This is a genomic window from Methylomonas sp. MED-D, from assembly GCF_050276835.1.
In the GTDB taxonomy this organism is placed as follows: Bacteria; Pseudomonadota; Gammaproteobacteria; order Methylococcales; family Methylomonadaceae; genus Methylomonas; species Methylomonas koyamae_A.
This window is the reverse complement of record NZ_CP189965.1, coordinates 1486406-1502845: the sequence shown is the minus strand read 5'-3', so window position 1 is coordinate 1502845 and position 16440 is coordinate 1486406. Positions and strand designations below refer to the sequence as shown.

Below are 16440 nucleotides of genomic sequence, written 5' to 3'. Positions count from 1 at the left end.
GGTTCGCTTATTCGCGCCAACATGCCCCTCGAAAAAATACTGCTCGTTCTTAGCGTTATGGCCCTGTCGGTACTGGGTTGGTACATCTACACGCCGCCTTACCATTCACCGCGCGAGTATCCGCCGCTAGCGGAAGCCGATCGGCAACGCATGGATTTGCAGTTGTTCAACGAACTGGCGGTCAACGGTTCAAGGCCGCCGCATTACACGGTCGAAAGGCGCCGGCAACTGATCCTGGACATGGCCAAGCAAGGCTTCGAAGTAGCCGATCTGGCGTATCAACTGTTGAATATCGGCCCCACCGTCAATTCCCGCCGGCATTGGCTGATGCCGTGGGAGCGCTCGGCTTACCACCATTTGCGCAGGCTGGCCGATGCCGGCGACCCCTCGGCGCAATGTCTGGCGGCCTTGGTGATTGCCCGCTGGGGGTTGGATATGCGGAATTACGAGCGTTATGTCGTGCAGGCGGCGAATGCTGGGCAGCCTTATTGCACCAATATATTGAGTGGGTTGTTAACAATCCATATAGACCTGGGTTCCGTGCAAGCACCTTATTGGCAAACTGTACCCAAGAATGACAGCAAGGGTCGAGAACTAAAACTGTTGGCCGCAAAGATGGGCGTGGAAAGGGCACGGTTGTATCTGATGAATGGATATGCAGACGGATGGCACAAGGCTACCCGTTGGACATCGGCAAAGCTAAATGTTGGCTTGCGCTAGCAAAACAAGTTGATACCGGGGAGGCTTCAATTGAGACAGCAACTCTAAATAGAGCGATCCGACGAGCACAGCAAAAAGGCGTAAAGGTATCGGAACAATATGATCCGGAACAATGGTGCGAAACCAAACTGACTGATTAAATATTTATATAAGGAGCTAGAAATGGCAAGCCAAACCACCATGCAACAATGGACAGATGAATACAATCGGTTAGACCAAAATTTAAAAATCATTAACCAGAAAATAAGTTCCTATCTCGATGCGGGTGGTGGTGACTCACCAGCTTTCTTCGAAGCCCAACGCCTGCAACTCCGCTTGGAATATCAAATCAACCAGCATATCGATTCAGCCTATACGCCGGAGTTAATAGATACATATCAAGCCTACCAAAATCAAAAAATTGGAATCCAAACTAACATCCCCATAGACGGTATCCTCTACAACAACATCGGCCAACCGCTGATCTGGGACCCCAATACCCACTGGGGTCAGTTCAATCAATTTCGCGAGGTCCGAAGTTTTATCCGCAGTGTAGCCGACTTTCATCTAGGGAACCTCTGATTAATCCGCAACCTAGAATTCTATAACCAATTATATCAACGACTTATGTATTATAATGTTTTGAAAAACTGAATTAATCAGAGGTTCCCTAGCGAGTTGTTTGTTGATTGAACGAGTTACTTACCTTCGATCTAACATATTTCCCTCTAGCAGGGTTAGGAAAGTCCATTTCATTCGTTAGGCATGCGCTAAAATGGATAAAGACTTGAGTACTTCAAAGAAAACCGCCATAGCCTGCATACTTTGGTTTGCACTTTGCGCTGTTGCATTTAGCAATGCGGGCTTTAATATTTTTTTTCTTATTGCTTTACCAATTGCCGGTATATGGTGGATGGTTTGGTTCGTGCGATTAATGATTTATCGGTCCCGCCAATACCAGGCTAAAAATAAAAATATCAGCACAAAATATACTTGGATTTATTGGGCATTAGAACCAGCCACGCTAATAGTGTCTTTGGTTTTATCGAATTTTGGCGTTTTTTCTTATATTCGATTTATGGCAAGCGAACAGGCTCTTACAAACTATGCGGAGCATGTTCGTGCCGGAAAAGTTGATCTTGCTTTTGAGTTTCAGCACCCGCCGCGTCAAGTCGGCTTATACACGGTGACGGTCACAGATTTACTGGCTGATGGAACGGTAAGAATGATTACATCTTCACATTCGGTTATGGATAAAGCTGGTTTTGCTAATTCACCAAATAATCCACCACTGAAGCTGGGCGAAGATTCTTATAAACATATTTATGGACGATGGTGGTATTGGTATGAAAGCTGGTAATTCCATGCCCAAACGAGTCAGGGCGAGTTTCTCTCGGATCCTCCCCACACGACCTATGCGGGTCCGCTGTGCAAGTAGATGAAACACGGTAATGACAACGTACCCACTGGTCTTTGATCGACACTAATCCCTCCGACATTAACCACGCGTTATTCATTGCCATCTGCGTAATTGGTGTCCGCGACATGGCGTAAGGCCCTTTCGAACTGACGTCGGTTTTGATCGCTTCCTTCAGGTTAACGCTCAAACTTACAGTGAATGATCTTGGTGCGCGGCATCGTCACCGTTTAAGCGCCAAGGGTAGAGATTACAGGAGCTTATATATCTGCCCATTAGCAACAGCGCATACACCGTCCGCGCCATTGGTGCAGTTCTGGGACTGGCCGGTAATTTTCCGATAACGCAATAAAAAACCCGCCAAGCCTTACAGCTTGCGGGTTTCTGATCTTCCTTGAGTTTCTCTGAATCGAGAAATGGTGGCGACACCGGGAATCGAACCTGGAACCTCGGGGTTATGAATCCTAGAGAATTACAGGATTTTTAATAAAATCAATCGCTTGCATTCTGCATTAATTACAATATAGCGTGTAAAAGCGCCTGATTATGCGGATGAACAAATAGGCAGAGTTGCAAAATAGTTGCACCCTTGGCGGTGCATAACAAAGCCATCCGGCGCAATCGGCTTCGCCTATTGCGCCCTATGGCCATGGCCATGGTTATGACATGACCCAACACGGAGAATTGAAGATGCCGAACACGAAAGAAGCTCCGCAGCCGACCCAGCACCAGACCGAGATAATTCGGCGAATGCTCGGGCCTGAGCGGCAGCCATATGAACTCGCAGCAGAGATTGCCAGCTTGCGCGATGAAATTGCCGCGCTACGCAAAGAATTGCGGCCTGCGCTGAGTCTGATCGCCACGGGCCGCGATGTGTTGGACGAATTCAAGCGGCTCGCCGCGAGGCATAACTAGCCAGCCCGCATAGCCCGCGTAGGGCGCAATAGCGAAGCGTATTGCGTCGGATGTTAAACCTCGCCTACTCAATAACCAGCTCCCACTCACTGAAAACCCGACCAACCTCAACCAGCCGCCACGGCGGCGGCATGGCGTGACCATTGGCCCGGTCGGCGAGGATGCGGCGGGCGCCGAGGCTTTTGCATACCTCGACGGCTTCCGCTAGTCCGGCTGCACCACGTCGGCCGCTGGCGGCGAGCAGGCGGGCGGTATCAGTTGCCGGCCACTCAATAACGACCGTGCCGTCGTAGTCGTCACCCGCTTCAAACGATTTGCCCGGCGGATAAAAATACAGCACGTGCGGCCGATCGCCGATGGGCCGCAGGTGATAGCCCACCCGCTACAGCCCTTCGACCGCCGCCACGAATGCGGCTTTGGCTGCCCAGATGTCGGCGGCGCTGCTGGCGGCCGAGATGGCGGCTTTAGCGGCTTGCCGCGCGCCTTCAATTTGCGAGCCGATCGCGACCCACTCGGCGGCCTTCTCGGCAATCCGGTCGGCGGCTTGGGCTGGGGTTTTGCCGGTGGCGGTGGCCTCGGCGGCGATCCAGGGATACGCCGTGGCGTCCGCTGGGTAAGCGGCAGCAATGTAGGCGGCGGCTTCGGCGCGCTTGAGCGCGTAAGTCACCTCTTGACCCGGCGAAACGGTGATGTATCGGGCGCGAATCTCGCCGGCCAGGCGGTCTACCTCGGCGCCGGCGGCGGCTTTCAGATCGGCCAGGGGCTTGGTTAATACCAACGGCATTAGATAGCCTCCACGGCGACGGACCAGTCGAGATAGGGCCATTTGGAAATGGTGAGAACGATAGTGCCGGCCACGGCTGAACTAAAGCCGTCGGTTTCGCCGATCGACCCGCTGGCACCGTCACCAGTGGTTAGATTGACAGCGGTAAATATCGCATCCGTTGGCGCGCCGGTTATCGTCGCCACGTCCACGCCGTCGGCGTTGATGATGGTTTTGTCGATGGCCGTGGCTTGCGCTGGCCTAGATACCGGCTCGCCAGCGAGGATGTATTGCATCGCCCGATCGGCCTCGCCGGCATAAACGGCGTAAGCCTCGCCCCAGCCGATAGCCTGCATATCCAGCTCGGTTTCAAGAGCGGTGCCGGTCTGGACGATACTACCACTGGTTATTTCGTAGACCGCATAGGGCCGGGAGTAGAGTAAATCCGTCATCGTTTGGTCCCGATCAATAGTAGAGTTGTGTCCTTTGTCCGGCTGCCGCCGTTGGCATATGCTACAAAGGTGGTCGTCGCGGCAGTCGTGACGTATTGCGTCGTTACGGCGATAGTCGTCGAGAACCGCCCGCCGGCGTAGGCCTCAAATTTGTTTTTCGCCAGCTCGGTGCCGCTGGTAGAGTCCAGGAACAGATAGAGCGTTTGGCTGGAATCCAAATCCCAAACTGTCGCTTGGCAAGTGGCGATCAAATTCACCGTGGTGCCAATCGGCAGCGTCACGCTCAGCGTGACCAGGTCATCGCCGAATCCGTAGCGCGGCACGATCACCGCTTCGTTTTCGATTTTAATCGTCGTGACGTTGAGATCGACGATGTCGGCCTCGACCACTTGCAGCTTATTCGCCGTGGCCCGGTCCATCTCGGCGTTGCCGATAGCCGCGCTGGCGATGTAAGTCGAGCGATTGCCGGCGGTGATGCGGTTGACATTGCTGACGGTGGTTTGGTTGTACGGACCTACACCGACGCACGGATTGATGCCGACGTTCAACGTGAACCGCGTCGCGCGAGCCACCAGCCCGGACGCCGTCGTCAGCCGTAGCCCGAACGAAACAGATCGAGTACCGGCGCGATACGCCGCCCCGCCCGGCCCGAATATTGCCGATATTCGCGACCAGGACGACGTGGGCGACACCGTAACATCAGTCGCGTCGATTAATGTTCCGCTACTGTCGTAGCAATAGCAGCGGATCAGAATAGCGCCGCTGCCATCGTCTTTAACCAGCCAGGCCGACAAGTTCACCGGCTGAGCCGGGTCGATCGCAATTTTGCCGGCGCTGGCCAGATTAACCACGTCGTCTGCGCTATTAAGATAAACGCGCAGCACCGGCGCCGCGGAATCCCAGAGCGGGCCATAACCGGCACCCACCGAAAACCCGACAATCGCCGGCACCCCGCTAACGCTGATCGTCCAATCGGCGCAGGTCAATCCGCCGTCTAGCGCGCCGTATAAATCCGGATTCGGCAATAAATTGTCGCCGGCTTGGTTAAGCACCTTCGCCGAATCGATCCCGCCGGCGCTCGACTGAAACACGATATTGCCGAGGGCGTCATACACCGTCAGCGAATGCGACACCGCATTACCGGAGCCGTCGACGGTGAATTGCCCACTGCCGCAATTGATAGTACCGCTGCTCAGCGCGCCGGAAAACGTGCCGGTGGCGCCGGACAATTGGCCTTTGAATACCGGGTTGCCGGATGTGTCGAGATAAAACAGGCCGTTGCCTGCGGTTTTTGCGCCGGAGCCGTACCAGAGCGGGAACAGACCGCTGTCGGATATTTCCACCCGATGCCCAGTGCCGTTTGAGGTTTTCAAGGTGCCAGCCGTCACCGTGCCCAAATCGGCAACGATGGCCGACAATTGCGCGACGGTCAGCTTGTCGGCGGTAATCGTGCCGGCGGCAATCGACCGGCCGTAGATGCTGCCGTCGATCGCCAGATCGCCGCGCACGCCGACGGTAAAGACGCCGTTAACGTAACCCGTTCCGAACATTGCCACGGCCGGCGAGGTCGCCGACGGCGGTACCACCAGAAAGCGAGTGGCTTCGACGATGATATCGCCGGCCCGGCCGGGATCGGCCAGCACGTCGTCGACTAGGCTGGTGACATCCAGCGCCGACACTACCACCGAAAACTCGGTGGAATATGTGGAAGCCGCGCCAAAGGCGTCCACGCCCTGCAGCTTGACGTACCAAGAGCCAGTGGCAGCGGCCGGAAAGGCCGACAGGCGGCCAACGCCCGGCGCGACCAGGTTACTCGGCCCCGGCGTGAAATGCGCGCTTTGGCTGGCGTAGACGTTGGTGGTTTCGTAATCCGGATCGCTGGGCTCGGTGAATTTGACGAACACCTGGCCGAGACCCGCCTCCAGGCTGACGCCGCTGAAATCGGTTGGCTCCGGATTGCTGGCGGTCAGCTCGGCGGCGTTGCTGTAGCGGCCGAAGTAGTCGCGGGCACGGACGTTAACCTTGAACGACCGCCGCGGGCCGCCGTCTTCGACGTTGCGGTCGTAAGTGTAGGTGTACAGATACTCGGTGACGTAGTCGGTCCGCAACAGCGCGCCGCCGGTGGTATACACCCGGACTTCGAAATCGCGGAACCACGGCGACGATCCGCCCTGGCCGCTGGCATAGGCCGTATTGCCCAGCACCGTCGCGGCGTCGGTGTTCCACGCAAACTGCGCCGAGCGCCCGGTAAACTCGCCGGTCCCGCTGGGCATTTGCAAACTGGTGATGCTGACCGCCTCGATCGCGTACAGCTCGCCGAGGGTATGGCTGATTGAAATCGATACCGAGGATTTACCCGGCAGATTGACCGCGGCGATAGTGATGTCATAAACGCCGGGCAATGGGTTGTCGATCCGGTAGCCCTGGCCGTAGACCTCGCTATCCAGCAGCGGCACGCCGTCGCGGCGCACCGCCAACCGGTAGCCGCGCAACAGCTTGTCGGTACTGGCGGACCAGTGGATGTCCAGATAGCGGCGGACCCCTTCCAATCCAACATACGTGCCTTCGCTAGCGGACAGCCCCGACGGCGGCACCACCGCGCTGACGATGTAGGGGCTAGTAGGCACCGGCGCCAGCTCGCCGATGGCGGCGATTTCGGCGAATTTGTCCGGGTCGTATTGAGTCGCGGAAATCGTGTAAAAGCCGTCGCCGTTGCTCGGGTCGTCGTTTTCCGCGATCGACAGCAGCCGCCACAGCTTACCGGCGGCGGCCGGATCGTAAACGATCCATTCCAGCATCGGGCTGGGCGCCTCGGCGAATGGGGCGGACAGCGTGATAGTGCTGTGAGTGCCGGCAGCGGTAGCGATGCTTTCGTCCCAGACTGTGCCGTCGTTGCCGATCACCGCCAGCCGGTAGACCACGCCGTCGGCCAGCGTGACCGGTGCATCCAGCGGAATCACCGTGGCGGTGGCGCCGGCCAGGATGCGGCCGCCGTAGCGCTGACCGCCGTCGCGCAGCGGATCGGCGATGCGGAACACGTCGCCCACCGAATCCAGCAGGCCGGTTAGACCGACCGAAAACGTGACGGTATCGGTTTCTCGGCGTGCCGTGCTGAGCAAGCGCTTGCCGTGGCGGTGGGCCTGGCCGCGCGAAACACAGCCGATGGCGGTTTCGGTCTTGGGCCGGTAGCCGTAGCGATCCAGGCCGTCGCGATCTTCCACGTATTCGGTCGCCAGCCGGTACTCGTCGGCCGGGTCGTTCCATTGAATCAGCGCGGCGGTGTAGCGGGTTTGCCGGCCGGTGCCGGCGTACTCGAAGCGGCCTCCGCGCACGTTGGCGGGTAAGTACAGAGTGCGGGCAGTCTTGGGCGCATCTTGGGCCAGATACACCGCCGTGCCGTTCCACAATGCCTGGCTGTCGAAAATACCGGCGATTTGCTGCAGCATATCCAGCGCCGGGGTTTGCGCCATAAATTGGTAATCAATGCTGTACAGATGCTCAGTCGCACCGAAGCCGTTGTCGACCAAGGTATCGCAGCGCTGGGCCAGCGCGTAGATTTGCCACTTATCCTGATACGCCGCGTCGATATGCTCGCCCAGGCCGTGGCCGGCGGTGACCAGCAGGGTATATAGAAACCAGGCCGGATTGTTGCACCACGCTTTGATCAGCGTGCCGTCCCAGTCCGCGCCGGTGTAGGTGCGCGCGACGGGGTTATAGACGCTGGCCGGCGGGACTAGGCACTTCCAGCCGAGCAAGTCGTAAGAGCGGGACGGGATTTGGCTGAAATATTTGGTGTCGAAGGCGATCCGGCAGTAAGCGACGTTCGGCCGGCGCAGCTTGGCGTAGGTCAACTTGACGAGCAAATCCCACGAAAACGCCGATTGCTCATTCGACGCCGGATCAGCGCTGTTGCGGCTAACGCGGATGTCCCAGCTAGTGGCAGAGCTGTCCACCTCACGTAGATTGATGTCAAAGCCGCGCTGGTAGGGCGACTCGGTCTTGTCTTTGACGGTGCCGCGCCCTTGCAGATCGATCACATGCCAGCTGCCGCCGGCTGGCTTGACCTCGATCTGCACGTCCACCGTGACGCCCTTGCGGTCGCCGGTGCTGGTGTCGGTTTTATACAGCGCCTCAAAGATCAGGATGATTCGCACCGCATCCACGGCCGGATCGGTAATCGAGCGGACAATCGGCGTAGCATGCACTACCGAGACGCCCACCGATTCCGGGGTGCCAACCGCATCGCCGATGGTGCCGGGGATGTAAGTTTGGTCTTGAGTACCCGGACGCCAGTCAAACGTCACGCCCTGATGATTGTAGCTGCCGTCGGCATTCCTAACGACCGTCCCGTCGAGATATACGTATTTGAGCGGGTCTTCGCCGGCCGGGAAGCCTTCGATTTCGCCCCAGCCGAAGGCCTCGACGATTTCGAGTTTGGATTCGCTGCGAGCGGTATCGCGGGCAATGACCGGCGCGCGCGAAGAACCACCGCCGCCACCGCCGCCCATTGCGCCGCCGACCATCGAAATAGGTTTGCTCATGAATTGACCGGGATGTCTTCGACGTACACGTTTGAACTGAGTACCACCGTACCGCAGCGAAAGCGGCCGACCGGCAGCGGGTAAGGATTGCCGGCGCGAACCACGTTGACCGCGCCGTTGGCGATGTAGCTGGGTTTGTTTTGATAGCTTTCCAAGTCGCGGCCGCTGGCCTTGGTTTTGGGGCCGGTCAGCACGTTAGCCAGGGCGCTGATGCCGATCGAGAGAGCCATGTTGACTACGGCCGCAATCAACGTGAAATTGGCAACGGTGATGCCGGTGACGGTAGATACCACCGCCGCGACGGCGGCAACCGGCAATTCCCCGCCTACCCTCGGCACCACCATCAGAATTTCATCGCCCCACGGATCGGCCGCGTTCACGTCGGTCACTTGCCGCGACTTGGCGGCATCGTCCGGATCGACCAGCAGCGCGACATAATCGCCGGCATCGCAAGCGGCCAGGAAGCCGGGGCGCTGCACGGCGATCGCCCGCAGCGCTTCGGCTGGGGTTCGTACGTCTAGGGTCCAGGTGGGTTTGAAGGTGGCGAGGTCACCTAGGAGGTGGATGGTTTTCATGCTTCGACTCCGCTCAGCGCAAGCGCTTAGATGAAAGAATTGTAAAAATATTTATTTGTTTGTATTGACAAACAAATATAAGTGTGAGAGACTATACCCACGTTGAGAGACAACGACCGACCCGGCGGAACCGGGAACTTGAAGGAGAAGCATCATGAACACTGAATCAATGATTGTTAAATACCAATTTAATCAAGACACAGATATTGAAAGGCTAGCAAAAATTATAGAGAAAAAAGGCGGCAACATCTGGGATAAAAAAGGCCGAAGAGCTTATTTTAGTGAAGATCATCACTACGTTGTATCAAGATCAGTCGTTGCTCAGCCGTATGATGCATATATCGATATTGAATCCAAAGAGCTAGTTTTCACTGTTAATGCTGATGACTTTAGTAAAAAATACAACAGCGTTGAAGAATATAAGCAAGCTTTCATTAACTCTTTGAGATCATGAAATGAACCACATCGAAAAAACAAAATATCTGCTTTCAGTTGGCAAGGTTGCAATCATGAACCCTGCATACCTAAGCGTAATGCCAACGCAGCATGAGAAGTCAATGCTTGGGCAAAGAACGGGGTTTTTAGCTTTCCATCGCTTTATTTACAACTTAAAAGATCAAGATATTTACAAGCTATGGGATGCTTATAAAAATGCATTTGTTCAGGCTTCGAAAGACTTTCCGGACGAAATTTGCTGTGATTTGTCTTTAATGCGAGATGCTTTACAGTTCCAGATTGCTATTCGTGATGACAAGCAAGCTGACCCGGCTATTGCCGAAGAAATTGCTATAAGCTTTCATCAAAACGCAAAAATAGCAAAAGAGTTTGAAGAGATTACTAGCGAATATTTGATCGGGATCGTAAAAGAATGGCTCAGTTAAAAAAATCAAAGCCCGGCGCCAAACCGGGCAACACCAACGCCCAAACCGGCGACCAGCCGGCAACCAGCACCCTACAAATCCGGGTAACGCCGGCCGAGAAAGCCGCCTGGGTGCATGCGGCGGCGGGCGAAAAACTTTCGAACTGGGTGCGCGGCGCGCTGAATCGCGCGGCCCGGACTGACTAAAGGCAAAACCTAGGTTCTGCACTCCGGAGCACCGTAGCGCAAGAAATTGACGGTTTTATGCCGCCAAAACTGCCCATACATTTCCACGCGACTCGGCGCGTCCGGGCTGGCGTGGTGAAGGATGCGGTTGTCGCCTAGGTAGATCGCGGCGTGCTGCGGGCAGGCGCCGCGCAGTTGCATGATGACCACGTCGCCGGGTTGCGGGCTATCGACCCGCGCGAAGCCCTGAGCGAGAAAGCCGTTGATGAAGGCGTTGGCGTTGGCCGGATCATCCCACCAGCCCCAGGTTTTGCGCTCGCCGTCGTTGAGTACGATCCCGCGCTCGAAGCGGTACCAGTCGGCGACCAGGCTGAGGCAGTCCATCACGCCGTAGACAAAGGCCCGGCCTTCGTACGGTGCCGGCGGCAAGCCCGTGGGCGTGTATTGCGCGACCTGGCCGGACGGGTAAGATACGATTACAAACCGCACCGCGCAGCGCTCGGCGCTGGCGATGTCGGCGGCGCTGGGGGCCGGATCGCGGTTGGGGTGGCTGTGATAAACCGCCTCAATCCTGTGCGCGTGTACGGCGTAGACGGCCGGATCGATCAGAAACGAGCGCTCCGGATCGGCAGCCCGGTTGTCGCACTCCAACACCCGCACCCCGCCGCCGTCGCGCAGCAACAGGCCGCAGGCTTCGCGCGGGAAGGCGCGGGCGGCGTGGGCGAGGATTTGAGTCAGGATGGTGTCGTTCACTCAGGGCTATTTCCCATACGGGCGAATATCCAGCCCATTGCTTGCCAGAATTCCTGCAACATCATCAACATGCAGACAATCACACATACAAGCCATTTCTGTCGATGATTGGATTACCGCAATGTTTCCGTTGCAGTAATCATTTCCGGGAACTGCACTATGCAGAACGCCGAATGCAATAATCTTCCCTTCCTGTAACTTTACAATTTTATCGCCATTTTGCGCTTCTCGACCGTTTCTATAATGCATAACTACTCCAAAAAAAATCAGCCTTTTTCCTGAGGCTGGTGCAGGTTTAAATCACGCCCCACTCCGCCCCAGCGCCGGCTCGGCGCCGAAATCCAGGGGATTGTTGGCGCCGAAGCGCAATTTGCAATCACTCAAGCGCTTGCCGCAGACGTCCAGGCCGGCGCTGCCGACCGGGTTGCCGTCGCGGTCGAACCATTTGCTGGAGTCGGTCCCCGGCCAAGAGCAGCCGGAGCCGTTGGCGGTGGATTTGTAGCGGTGCGGGCAGGAAGTCGCTACGGCGATCATGGCCGGCAATTGAAAGTCGTTAAAGTCCAGCGGGCTGGCTAGCACGAACTTGACGGCTTCGCGCAACTCGGACGCGCGCTGCTCGATGAAATACTTCTCGTCTCGGTAATTGGCGACATTGGCTAGCACGTATTGCGCCAGATTGCGGCGGCGGATCACCACCGCGCCGACCAGGTCTTGATATTGCCGGCATAGATCAGTCACAAAGCCGTCGATGTTGGCGATGGTAGCGCTGGGGCGCGGGGCGGCGCCGGTGCCGCGCTTATCCAGCCCGGTAACTTGCACGATCCACGGCAGATAGGTCTGGCCCAGATATTCGACCGGGGCGCTGTCTAAACCCAAGCCGGGGTAAAAGTAATAGGTTTGGCCGACGCCTATCGGGTTGAGGTCGACAATGAACTGATCGACCTTGGCGCCAGGGTCCAGCGTGTGGATGTCGTAGGCTAGGCTCATGCCGAATACGCGACCTCTTTAATCTGGATGGACAGCGACCAGGCGCCGGACACGATAGCGCGCGGCTGGCGGGTGTTGGGCTGCATCCGGTAATACTTGGTCGTGCCGTCGATCGGCGATTGCCAGGTCATCGGCGTATGGCAGCCGACCGTCTGCAGCGTGGCCATGGCCGCGTCGAACTCGGTATCATCGAGATAGGGCCAGATGATGGTCCACAGCTCATACTCGGCGTTGATGCCGTCGTTGGCGACTTGCTCGTAATTGTCGCCGTATTTGACGCTGACGACGCTGTCTTTGATGTCCGCGCTGGATGCGATCGAGACTTTATCCGGAAATGGTAACGCGGTCATGCCAGCAAGCCTCCGGGTCGTTTTTCGTCCACTATCAACTCCCGAAACTTGGCTTCAATGGCGTTGCCCAGGGCTTGGCCGCGTGCGGCGTCCATATTGCTGCCGCTGTTGGTGACGGTGACGCTGGTATTGATTTGAATGTCGCCGCCGCTACCGCCGCCGGCCATGCCGGCGACTTGCCGGCGACTCAGCACCAGCTCGCCTTTTTGCAGGATGGCCGGCACTTCGTCCGGTTTGATATACGCGCCGCCATGCAAGCGCGGCGCCCCGGCGAACACCGCCGGATTGACCGCCATGGCCCGCCCGCCGGCGCCGACGATGCCGCCGTCGTGGAAAAAGCTGGCCAGCGCGGTGAACCCGGTACCGATCAAGCCACTGGAATAGTCGATCTTGCCGTTAGCGCCGGTCTTGCCTAGCAGGGTTTCCAGCAATTGCGCACTGCCGGCCTCGGCCAGCATCCGCGCAACGGTCTTTAAAAAGCTACTTTCCAGGTCGCCGAAACTGCCATCCGCATCGACCACGAAATCGGCAAAGGCGGATTCCATGTTGCCAGCAGCTCGGACGGCATATTGATCGATCGTATCAAACGCAGTCTTGCCATTCTCGCCGACTTCGTTATAGGCTCTGCCGGCCTTGTCCAGTAGATAAGACACTTGTTTTTCACTGAGATCAGTTTCCCGCCCAACCTCCCGAATTTTTTCAATTATTGAATTGAATTGGTCTAAAGAAATGGAATTAAGACGGCTAAAATTATCTACAGACTTACTCAGATCAAAATAAGCATTGGCATCTGAAACCAGCTGATTCCAAGAAGCCATTTGCCGCTGATTTGCCTCGATTAAGTCGTGCTTTTTCCATACTAGTTCAGCTATATGCTCCGATTCATTTTGCGTGGCTTTTGCACTAAGAGAGTGCCATTCCATCAGCCGCCTTTGCTGGCTCTCCAGCTCCCCACTAATCACGATCTCGAATTGTAGATTTTCAATTGTCTTGGCGATTTCAGCAGCTCGCTCAACCTCTTTTTTTGCCGCCAATTCTGCAGCTTTTGCCGCTTTTTTTCTCGCGGTTTCTAATTCGTTGTTTTTGTCAATTATGTATTGCACATTTTCCAACGAAACCTTAGTATCGTTAGATTCTTGAGAACTAGACCGGCGCTGCTCGCTCAACGACCGCTCTATCTGGCCGCGCTGCTCGATTAACTGATTAAGCTGCTTCTGCTCTGCAATTTCCCGCGCCGCGCCGCCGTACACATCGCCGCGCCGCACATTGGACAGCAGTTCTTTTTGCTCGGCAATCTTGCGATTGATGTCGTCCAGTTCTTTGGACAAACCGCCGCCGGTACCGGATAACGCAAAATTCTTGTAGCCGTCGGCAATGCCGGCCAGGGTACCGATCAGCACGCCGGATTTTTTAATGTCCGCATCGATCGCCTCGCCGATGGCTACCAGCGGCTCTAATACACCGATTGCGAATGCCGAGCGAAACCCCAACGAGCGGTTAGACAACTCATCCAATTTATCGTTAAACTCCCCCGCCGCCTTGGCCTGCTCTTCGGTGACGCCGCTCATCGACCGACCCACGTCGATCAATTGCCGCAAGTCGGCGCTGCCGCGCTCCAGCAGCGGCGCCATTTCCGCGTAAGCCTTGCCCAGCGCCGCCGCGCCGAACGCGGCCTTGGTTTGCGGGTCTTCGATGGCGCGGTAAACATCCGATAATTTCAGGAAGTTTTCCAGGGGGTCTTTGGAATCAATGCCCAGTTTCTTAAAGTCCTCGCCGTTTTTGCCGATGTTTACCGACAGCTTATTGATCGACTTGGCCATCGATTCGACGTCGGTATCGCCCAGCTTGGCGGCGTAACTGAAGCCGGCCAGGTCTTTAATGGCGATGTTAGTGCGGTCGCTGAGGTCGTTGAGCGCGTCAACCGCATCAATCCCGCTTTTCACAAACGCCGCCAGCCCAGTGACCGACAACCCCACGCCGACCGCGGACAGGGATTTCTCCACCCGGGCGCTGACAGTTTCGGCGCGGGCGCGGAAGCTATCCAGCTTTTCCAGGCTCTTATCAATCTGGCCCTGGAGCTTGACCATATTGGCCGTAAAATCGATAGTCACGCCTTGCATTATTTCACCTCGAGTCCTAAGCGTTTAGCGACGGCCAGCGCCGCGACCTCGCCGGCCGCGACAATCCGCGCGGCGGCTTGCTCGGCATTGGCGTTGAAGGTATCGCGGACAAAGTGTTGTCCCTCCACACGCCGGCCGCCGGCGCGATAGCGGATGCCTTGCTTGGCTTTGCCAAAGCGGCGCTTGAGCGCGACTTCGCGCTTTTTAGCGGCCAATTGCTGGCGACTGACCACGCCCAGCCGGACGGCTTGGCCGCCGGTCACGGCTTTGCTGCCCCGGTTGTAGCCATTTTCGACAAACCGGCCATACCATGCGCCTTTGAGGTCTTTACGATTCTTGCCGGGATAGACCGTGACATACACGCCGACATGGCCGTTCTTGCGCAAGCGGTGAATCTTGGACGTGCGCACCCGGATGGCCCGGCGCAGGCGGCCGGTATCGACCGGCGCGGCGGCGCGTATCTTGCGGGCCATGTCGTTAGCGCCCTGGCGCAACACGCTGCGGGTGAGTTGCTCGGCCAGTTTGTCCGGCAGTTGGCGCATGGCGGCGGCGACTTTGTCCAGGCCTTGGACGCTACGGGTTGTCATCTTTCAAGCGGGTGCTGTCGATGATGGTTTCCAGCTCTTCGGCGTACTGGCGCTGCAAGCGGTTGCGCTCGGCGAGCTTGGCGTAGGCGTCATCCGTCAGACAGGTCAGCTCTGGGGCTGTGATGGCCGGCAGAACCGGCCGGGTCGGTCGGGTGAGCGGGATGATTTTGGTAATTGTCACCGGCGCCGGAGCCGAGCACGCCGTTAGACCAGTCGTTATCAAAATCCAAGCGCCGATCAAGTTGCGAGCGTTCGATGATGGTTTCACGGCGATGCTCCTGGTGGAGTTGTTGCAAGTCTTCGTCCAGCTGTTGATGCTGTTCGACAACGGTTTCAGCGGCGGCGGCGCGCTGCTCGGCGGATTGGGCTTGCACTTGAGCAGCTTTAGCTTGAGCGGCTTTGAATTTGACCAAGCCGATCAGGCCCAGGATCGCGGCGGCGATGCCGGCGAATAGGTAGAGTTCAAGCATTGCGATCCTTAATCTTTTTTAGTTCAGCGGCTAATTTAGGACTAGCGAGAAAAACAACAAATTCATCATCACCGTCGATGTTGAGCACCGTCCCGAGCATCGAAGAGAAGCGCGAGCTTTTTTGCAGGCCGACAATGACCGATTCACCCCATAAATCGGCCGGCGCAATGCATCGATAGCGCTGTAACGTTTCCCATTCTTCGCCATCTTTTACGAATATCGCGTCTATCTCGGTATTGAGCGGTATACATAATGCTCTAATCGACTTACCGTTAATCATGCAGAATCCTCCGGGCCTTTATTGACGGCCGAATCGATGTTGTAGCCGGCCATGAAGGCCAGCGCGGCGGTTTGCTGGGTCAGCTCGACATCGCCAACCGCGAACAGGCCGACCACGCTGCCGATCAGCGTCAGCACCGAGGCGGCGGTGTGGCGTTTGTGGGTGAGCAGGTAATCGGTAAAACTGCACTCGGACTGGCCGCGCCAATGGCGTTTGGCCCAGTGGGCGAACAGGCCGAGGAGGCCTAGCAAAATTAAAATCATCATCATTTGGTTTCCCCTATTTCTAAAAGCGTCAGCACAGCCCTGATCTCACCAAGGCAACGCAATACCTCGTCTCCCCGCGCGATGCGTAGGCGCAGCTCTTCGCCGACCAGCCCACCAGCATTCGCGGCGCAACGCAAAGCAGCCGCACGAACGCCCCACGCTTTGCAGAGCTCATCAATCAGATTGTTTTTTTCATTCATTCCGGAATCCTTCAATCAAC

At 56.9% G+C, this 16440-nt stretch carries 23 protein-coding genes; 8 read left to right on the top strand and 15 right to left on the bottom strand.

Going from position 1 to position 16440, the window contains the following annotated elements; genetic code table 11:
* Nucleotides 1-21: 21 nt before the first annotated feature.
* The 4 genes from ACQE3E_RS06775 to ACQE3E_RS06760 all read left to right on the top strand — a co-directional run bounded on the left by ACQE3E_RS06775 (nucleotide 22) and on the right by ACQE3E_RS06760 (nucleotide 3031).
* Nucleotides 22-720 carry a hypothetical protein gene (locus ACQE3E_RS06775; protein ID WP_427501400.1) on the top strand — a complete coding sequence of 233 codons (699 nt, stop codon included), beginning with the start codon at nucleotides 22-24 and terminating at the stop codon, nucleotides 718-720.
* A 162-nt stretch (nucleotides 721-882) separates the two neighbouring features.
* Nucleotides 883-1281, top strand: a complete 399-nt coding sequence (locus ACQE3E_RS06770) for a hypothetical protein (protein WP_427501399.1) — start codon at nucleotides 883-885, stop codon at nucleotides 1279-1281.
* A 193-nt stretch (nucleotides 1282-1474) separates the two neighbouring features.
* Nucleotides 1475-2059, top strand: coding sequence for a hypothetical protein (locus tag ACQE3E_RS06765; RefSeq protein ID WP_427501398.1), 585 nt, complete (start codon nucleotides 1475-1477; stop codon nucleotides 2057-2059).
* 747 nt (nucleotides 2060-2806) lie between these two features.
* The gene (locus ACQE3E_RS06760) at nucleotides 2807-3031 is read left to right on the top strand and encodes a hypothetical protein (RefSeq protein ID WP_427501397.1); all 225 of its coding nucleotides are present in this window, start codon (nucleotides 2807-2809) and stop codon (nucleotides 3029-3031) included.
* A gap of 64 nt (nucleotides 3032-3095) precedes the next feature.
* On the opposite strand, the gene ACQE3E_RS06755 is transcribed toward ACQE3E_RS06760, so the two are convergent.
* Genes ACQE3E_RS06755 through ACQE3E_RS06735 form a run of 5 tightly spaced genes read right to left on the bottom strand, consistent with a single transcriptional unit; the run spans nucleotide 3096 to nucleotide 9362 of the window.
* Nucleotides 3096-3410, bottom strand: a complete 315-nt coding sequence (locus tag ACQE3E_RS06755; RefSeq protein ID WP_427501396.1) for a hypothetical protein — start codon at nucleotides 3408-3410, stop codon at nucleotides 3096-3098.
* Between the two features lie 3 nt (nucleotides 3411-3413).
* On the bottom strand, nucleotides 3414-3815 hold the full coding sequence (locus tag ACQE3E_RS06750; RefSeq protein WP_427501395.1) for a hypothetical protein: 402 nt from the start codon (nucleotides 3813-3815) through the stop codon (nucleotides 3414-3416).
* Nucleotides 3815-4246, bottom strand: coding sequence for a hypothetical protein (locus ACQE3E_RS06745; protein WP_427501394.1), 432 nt, complete (start codon nucleotides 4244-4246; stop codon nucleotides 3815-3817). The genes ACQE3E_RS06750 and ACQE3E_RS06745 overlap by 1 nt, the downstream gene beginning before the upstream one ends.
* Nucleotides 4243-8787, bottom strand: coding sequence for a host specificity protein J (locus tag ACQE3E_RS06740; protein WP_427501393.1), 4545 nt, complete (start codon nucleotides 8785-8787; stop codon nucleotides 4243-4245). Before ACQE3E_RS06740 ends, ACQE3E_RS06745 begins: the two co-directional genes overlap by 4 nt.
* Nucleotides 8784-9362 (bottom strand): hypothetical protein, encoded by a 579-nt coding sequence (locus ACQE3E_RS06735; protein ID WP_427501392.1) that lies wholly within the window; start codon nucleotides 9360-9362, stop codon nucleotides 8784-8786. Before ACQE3E_RS06735 ends, ACQE3E_RS06740 begins: the two co-directional genes overlap by 4 nt.
* A 154-nt stretch (nucleotides 9363-9516) precedes the next feature.
* On the opposite strand from ACQE3E_RS06735, the gene ACQE3E_RS06730 reads away from it, so the two are divergent.
* Genes ACQE3E_RS06730 through ACQE3E_RS06720 form a run of 3 tightly spaced genes read left to right on the top strand, consistent with a single transcriptional unit; the run spans nucleotide 9517 to nucleotide 10428 of the window.
* Nucleotides 9517-9816, top strand: a complete 300-nt coding sequence (locus ACQE3E_RS06730; RefSeq protein WP_427501391.1) for a hypothetical protein — start codon at nucleotides 9517-9519, stop codon at nucleotides 9814-9816.
* A 1-nt stretch (nucleotide 9817) separates the two neighbouring features.
* Nucleotides 9818-10243 carry a hypothetical protein gene (locus ACQE3E_RS06725; RefSeq protein WP_427501390.1) on the top strand — a complete coding sequence of 142 codons (426 nt, stop codon included), beginning with the start codon at nucleotides 9818-9820 and terminating at the stop codon, nucleotides 10241-10243.
* Nucleotides 10231-10428, top strand: coding sequence for a hypothetical protein (locus ACQE3E_RS06720; protein ID WP_427501389.1), 198 nt, complete (start codon nucleotides 10231-10233; stop codon nucleotides 10426-10428). Before ACQE3E_RS06725 ends, ACQE3E_RS06720 begins: the two co-directional genes overlap by 13 nt.
* Before the next feature lie 9 nt (nucleotides 10429-10437).
* Here ACQE3E_RS06720 and ACQE3E_RS06715 read toward each other — a convergent pair whose 3' ends face one another.
* The 7 genes from ACQE3E_RS06715 to ACQE3E_RS06685 are packed head-to-tail and all read right to left on the bottom strand — an operon-like array spanning nucleotide 10438 to nucleotide 15385.
* Nucleotides 10438-11160 carry a C40 family peptidase gene (locus ACQE3E_RS06715; RefSeq protein WP_427501388.1) on the bottom strand — a complete coding sequence of 241 codons (723 nt, stop codon included), beginning with the start codon at nucleotides 11158-11160 and terminating at the stop codon, nucleotides 10438-10440.
* A 6-nt stretch (nucleotides 11161-11166) separates the two neighbouring features.
* Nucleotides 11167-11409 (bottom strand): hypothetical protein, encoded by a 243-nt coding sequence (locus ACQE3E_RS06710; protein WP_427501387.1) that lies wholly within the window; start codon nucleotides 11407-11409, stop codon nucleotides 11167-11169.
* A gap of 51 nt (nucleotides 11410-11460) precedes the next feature.
* Nucleotides 11461-12147 (bottom strand): phage minor tail protein L, encoded by a 687-nt coding sequence (locus ACQE3E_RS06705; RefSeq protein ID WP_427501386.1) that lies wholly within the window; start codon nucleotides 12145-12147, stop codon nucleotides 11461-11463.
* A complete protein-coding gene (locus tag ACQE3E_RS06700; protein WP_427501385.1) occupies nucleotides 12144-12497 on the bottom strand; it encodes a phage tail protein in 354 nt (117 codons plus the stop codon). The genes ACQE3E_RS06705 and ACQE3E_RS06700 overlap by 4 nt, the downstream gene beginning before the upstream one ends.
* On the bottom strand, nucleotides 12494-14617 hold the full coding sequence (locus tag ACQE3E_RS06695) for a hypothetical protein (RefSeq protein WP_427501384.1): 2124 nt from the start codon (nucleotides 14615-14617) through the stop codon (nucleotides 12494-12496). Before ACQE3E_RS06695 ends, ACQE3E_RS06700 begins: the two co-directional genes overlap by 4 nt.
* Nucleotides 14617-15204 carry an HK97-gp10 family putative phage morphogenesis protein gene (locus tag ACQE3E_RS06690; RefSeq protein WP_427501383.1) on the bottom strand — a complete coding sequence of 196 codons (588 nt, stop codon included), beginning with the start codon at nucleotides 15202-15204 and terminating at the stop codon, nucleotides 14617-14619. The genes ACQE3E_RS06695 and ACQE3E_RS06690 overlap by 1 nt, the downstream gene beginning before the upstream one ends.
* Nucleotides 15191-15385, bottom strand: a complete 195-nt coding sequence (locus ACQE3E_RS06685; protein ID WP_427501382.1) for a hypothetical protein — start codon at nucleotides 15383-15385, stop codon at nucleotides 15191-15193. Before ACQE3E_RS06685 ends, ACQE3E_RS06690 begins: the two co-directional genes overlap by 14 nt.
* On the opposite strand from ACQE3E_RS06685, the gene ACQE3E_RS06680 reads away from it, so the two are divergent.
* Nucleotides 15366-15659 (top strand): hypothetical protein, encoded by a 294-nt coding sequence (locus ACQE3E_RS06680; protein ID WP_427501381.1) that lies wholly within the window; start codon nucleotides 15366-15368, stop codon nucleotides 15657-15659. The genes ACQE3E_RS06685 and ACQE3E_RS06680 overlap by 20 nt on opposite strands.
* Before the next feature lie 7 nt (nucleotides 15660-15666).
* Here the strand turns inward: ACQE3E_RS06680 and ACQE3E_RS06675 are convergent, their stop codons facing one another.
* The 3 genes from ACQE3E_RS06675 to ACQE3E_RS06665 are packed head-to-tail and all read right to left on the bottom strand — an operon-like array spanning nucleotide 15667 to nucleotide 16420.
* Entirely contained in the window at nucleotides 15667-15954 is a 288-nt protein-coding gene (locus tag ACQE3E_RS06675) for a hypothetical protein (RefSeq protein ID WP_427501380.1), read from the bottom strand.
* On the bottom strand, nucleotides 15951-16223 hold the full coding sequence (locus tag ACQE3E_RS06670) for a hypothetical protein (protein WP_427501379.1): 273 nt from the start codon (nucleotides 16221-16223) through the stop codon (nucleotides 15951-15953). Before ACQE3E_RS06670 ends, ACQE3E_RS06675 begins: the two co-directional genes overlap by 4 nt.
* Nucleotides 16220-16420 carry a hypothetical protein gene (locus tag ACQE3E_RS06665; protein WP_427501378.1) on the bottom strand — a complete coding sequence of 67 codons (201 nt, stop codon included), beginning with the start codon at nucleotides 16418-16420 and terminating at the stop codon, nucleotides 16220-16222. The genes ACQE3E_RS06670 and ACQE3E_RS06665 overlap by 4 nt, the downstream gene beginning before the upstream one ends.
* Nucleotides 16421-16440 lie beyond the last annotated feature (20 nt).

What these genes read in the sequence shown, in the direction of transcription:
- ACQE3E_RS06775 (WP_427501400.1), top strand. Translation starts at nt 22, where the DNA reads ATGCCCCTCGAAAAAATACTGCTCGTTCTTAGCGTTATGGCCCTGTCG.
- ACQE3E_RS06770 (WP_427501399.1), top strand. Translation starts at nt 883, where the DNA reads ATGGCAAGCCAAACCACCATGCAACAATGGACAGATGAATACAATCGG.
- ACQE3E_RS06765 (WP_427501398.1), top strand. Translation starts at nt 1,475, where the DNA reads ATGGATAAAGACTTGAGTACTTCAAAGAAAACCGCCATAGCCTGCATA.
- ACQE3E_RS06760 (WP_427501397.1), top strand. Translation starts at nt 2,807, where the DNA reads ATGCCGAACACGAAAGAAGCTCCGCAGCCGACCCAGCACCAGACCGAG.
- ACQE3E_RS06750 (WP_427501395.1), bottom strand. Translation starts at nt 3,815, where the DNA reads ATGCCGTTGGTATTAACCAAGCCCCTGGCCGATCTGAAAGCCGCCGCC.
- ACQE3E_RS06745 (WP_427501394.1), bottom strand. Translation starts at nt 4,246, where the DNA reads ATGACGGATTTACTCTACTCCCGGCCCTATGCGGTCTACGAAATAACC.
- ACQE3E_RS06740 (WP_427501393.1), bottom strand. Translation starts at nt 8,787, where the DNA reads ATGAGCAAACCTATTTCGATGGTCGGCGGCGCAATGGGCGGCGGTGGC.
- ACQE3E_RS06735 (WP_427501392.1), bottom strand. Translation starts at nt 9,362, where the DNA reads ATGAAAACCATCCACCTCCTAGGTGACCTCGCCACCTTCAAACCCACC.
- ACQE3E_RS06730 (WP_427501391.1), top strand. Translation starts at nt 9,517, where the DNA reads ATGAACACTGAATCAATGATTGTTAAATACCAATTTAATCAAGACACA.
- ACQE3E_RS06725 (WP_427501390.1), top strand. Translation starts at nt 9,818, where the DNA reads ATGAACCACATCGAAAAAACAAAATATCTGCTTTCAGTTGGCAAGGTT.
- ACQE3E_RS06720 (WP_427501389.1), top strand. Translation starts at nt 10,231, where the DNA reads ATGGCTCAGTTAAAAAAATCAAAGCCCGGCGCCAAACCGGGCAACACC.
- ACQE3E_RS06710 (WP_427501387.1), bottom strand. Translation starts at nt 11,409, where the DNA reads ATGCATTATAGAAACGGTCGAGAAGCGCAAAATGGCGATAAAATTGTA.
- ACQE3E_RS06705 (WP_427501386.1), bottom strand. Translation starts at nt 12,147, where the DNA reads ATGAGCCTAGCCTACGACATCCACACGCTGGACCCTGGCGCCAAGGTC.
- ACQE3E_RS06700 (WP_427501385.1), bottom strand. Translation starts at nt 12,497, where the DNA reads ATGACCGCGTTACCATTTCCGGATAAAGTCTCGATCGCATCCAGCGCG.
- ACQE3E_RS06695 (WP_427501384.1), bottom strand. Translation starts at nt 14,617, where the DNA reads ATGCAAGGCGTGACTATCGATTTTACGGCCAATATGGTCAAGCTCCAG.
- ACQE3E_RS06690 (WP_427501383.1), bottom strand. Translation starts at nt 15,204, where the DNA reads ATGACAACCCGTAGCGTCCAAGGCCTGGACAAAGTCGCCGCCGCCATG.
- ACQE3E_RS06680 (WP_427501381.1), top strand. Translation starts at nt 15,366, where the DNA reads ATGATTTTGGTAATTGTCACCGGCGCCGGAGCCGAGCACGCCGTTAGA.
- ACQE3E_RS06675 (WP_427501380.1), bottom strand. Translation starts at nt 15,954, where the DNA reads ATGATTAACGGTAAGTCGATTAGAGCATTATGTATACCGCTCAATACC.
- ACQE3E_RS06670 (WP_427501379.1), bottom strand. Translation starts at nt 16,223, where the DNA reads ATGATGATGATTTTAATTTTGCTAGGCCTCCTCGGCCTGTTCGCCCAC.
- ACQE3E_RS06665 (WP_427501378.1), bottom strand. Translation starts at nt 16,420, where the DNA reads ATGAATGAAAAAAACAATCTGATTGATGAGCTCTGCAAAGCGTGGGGC.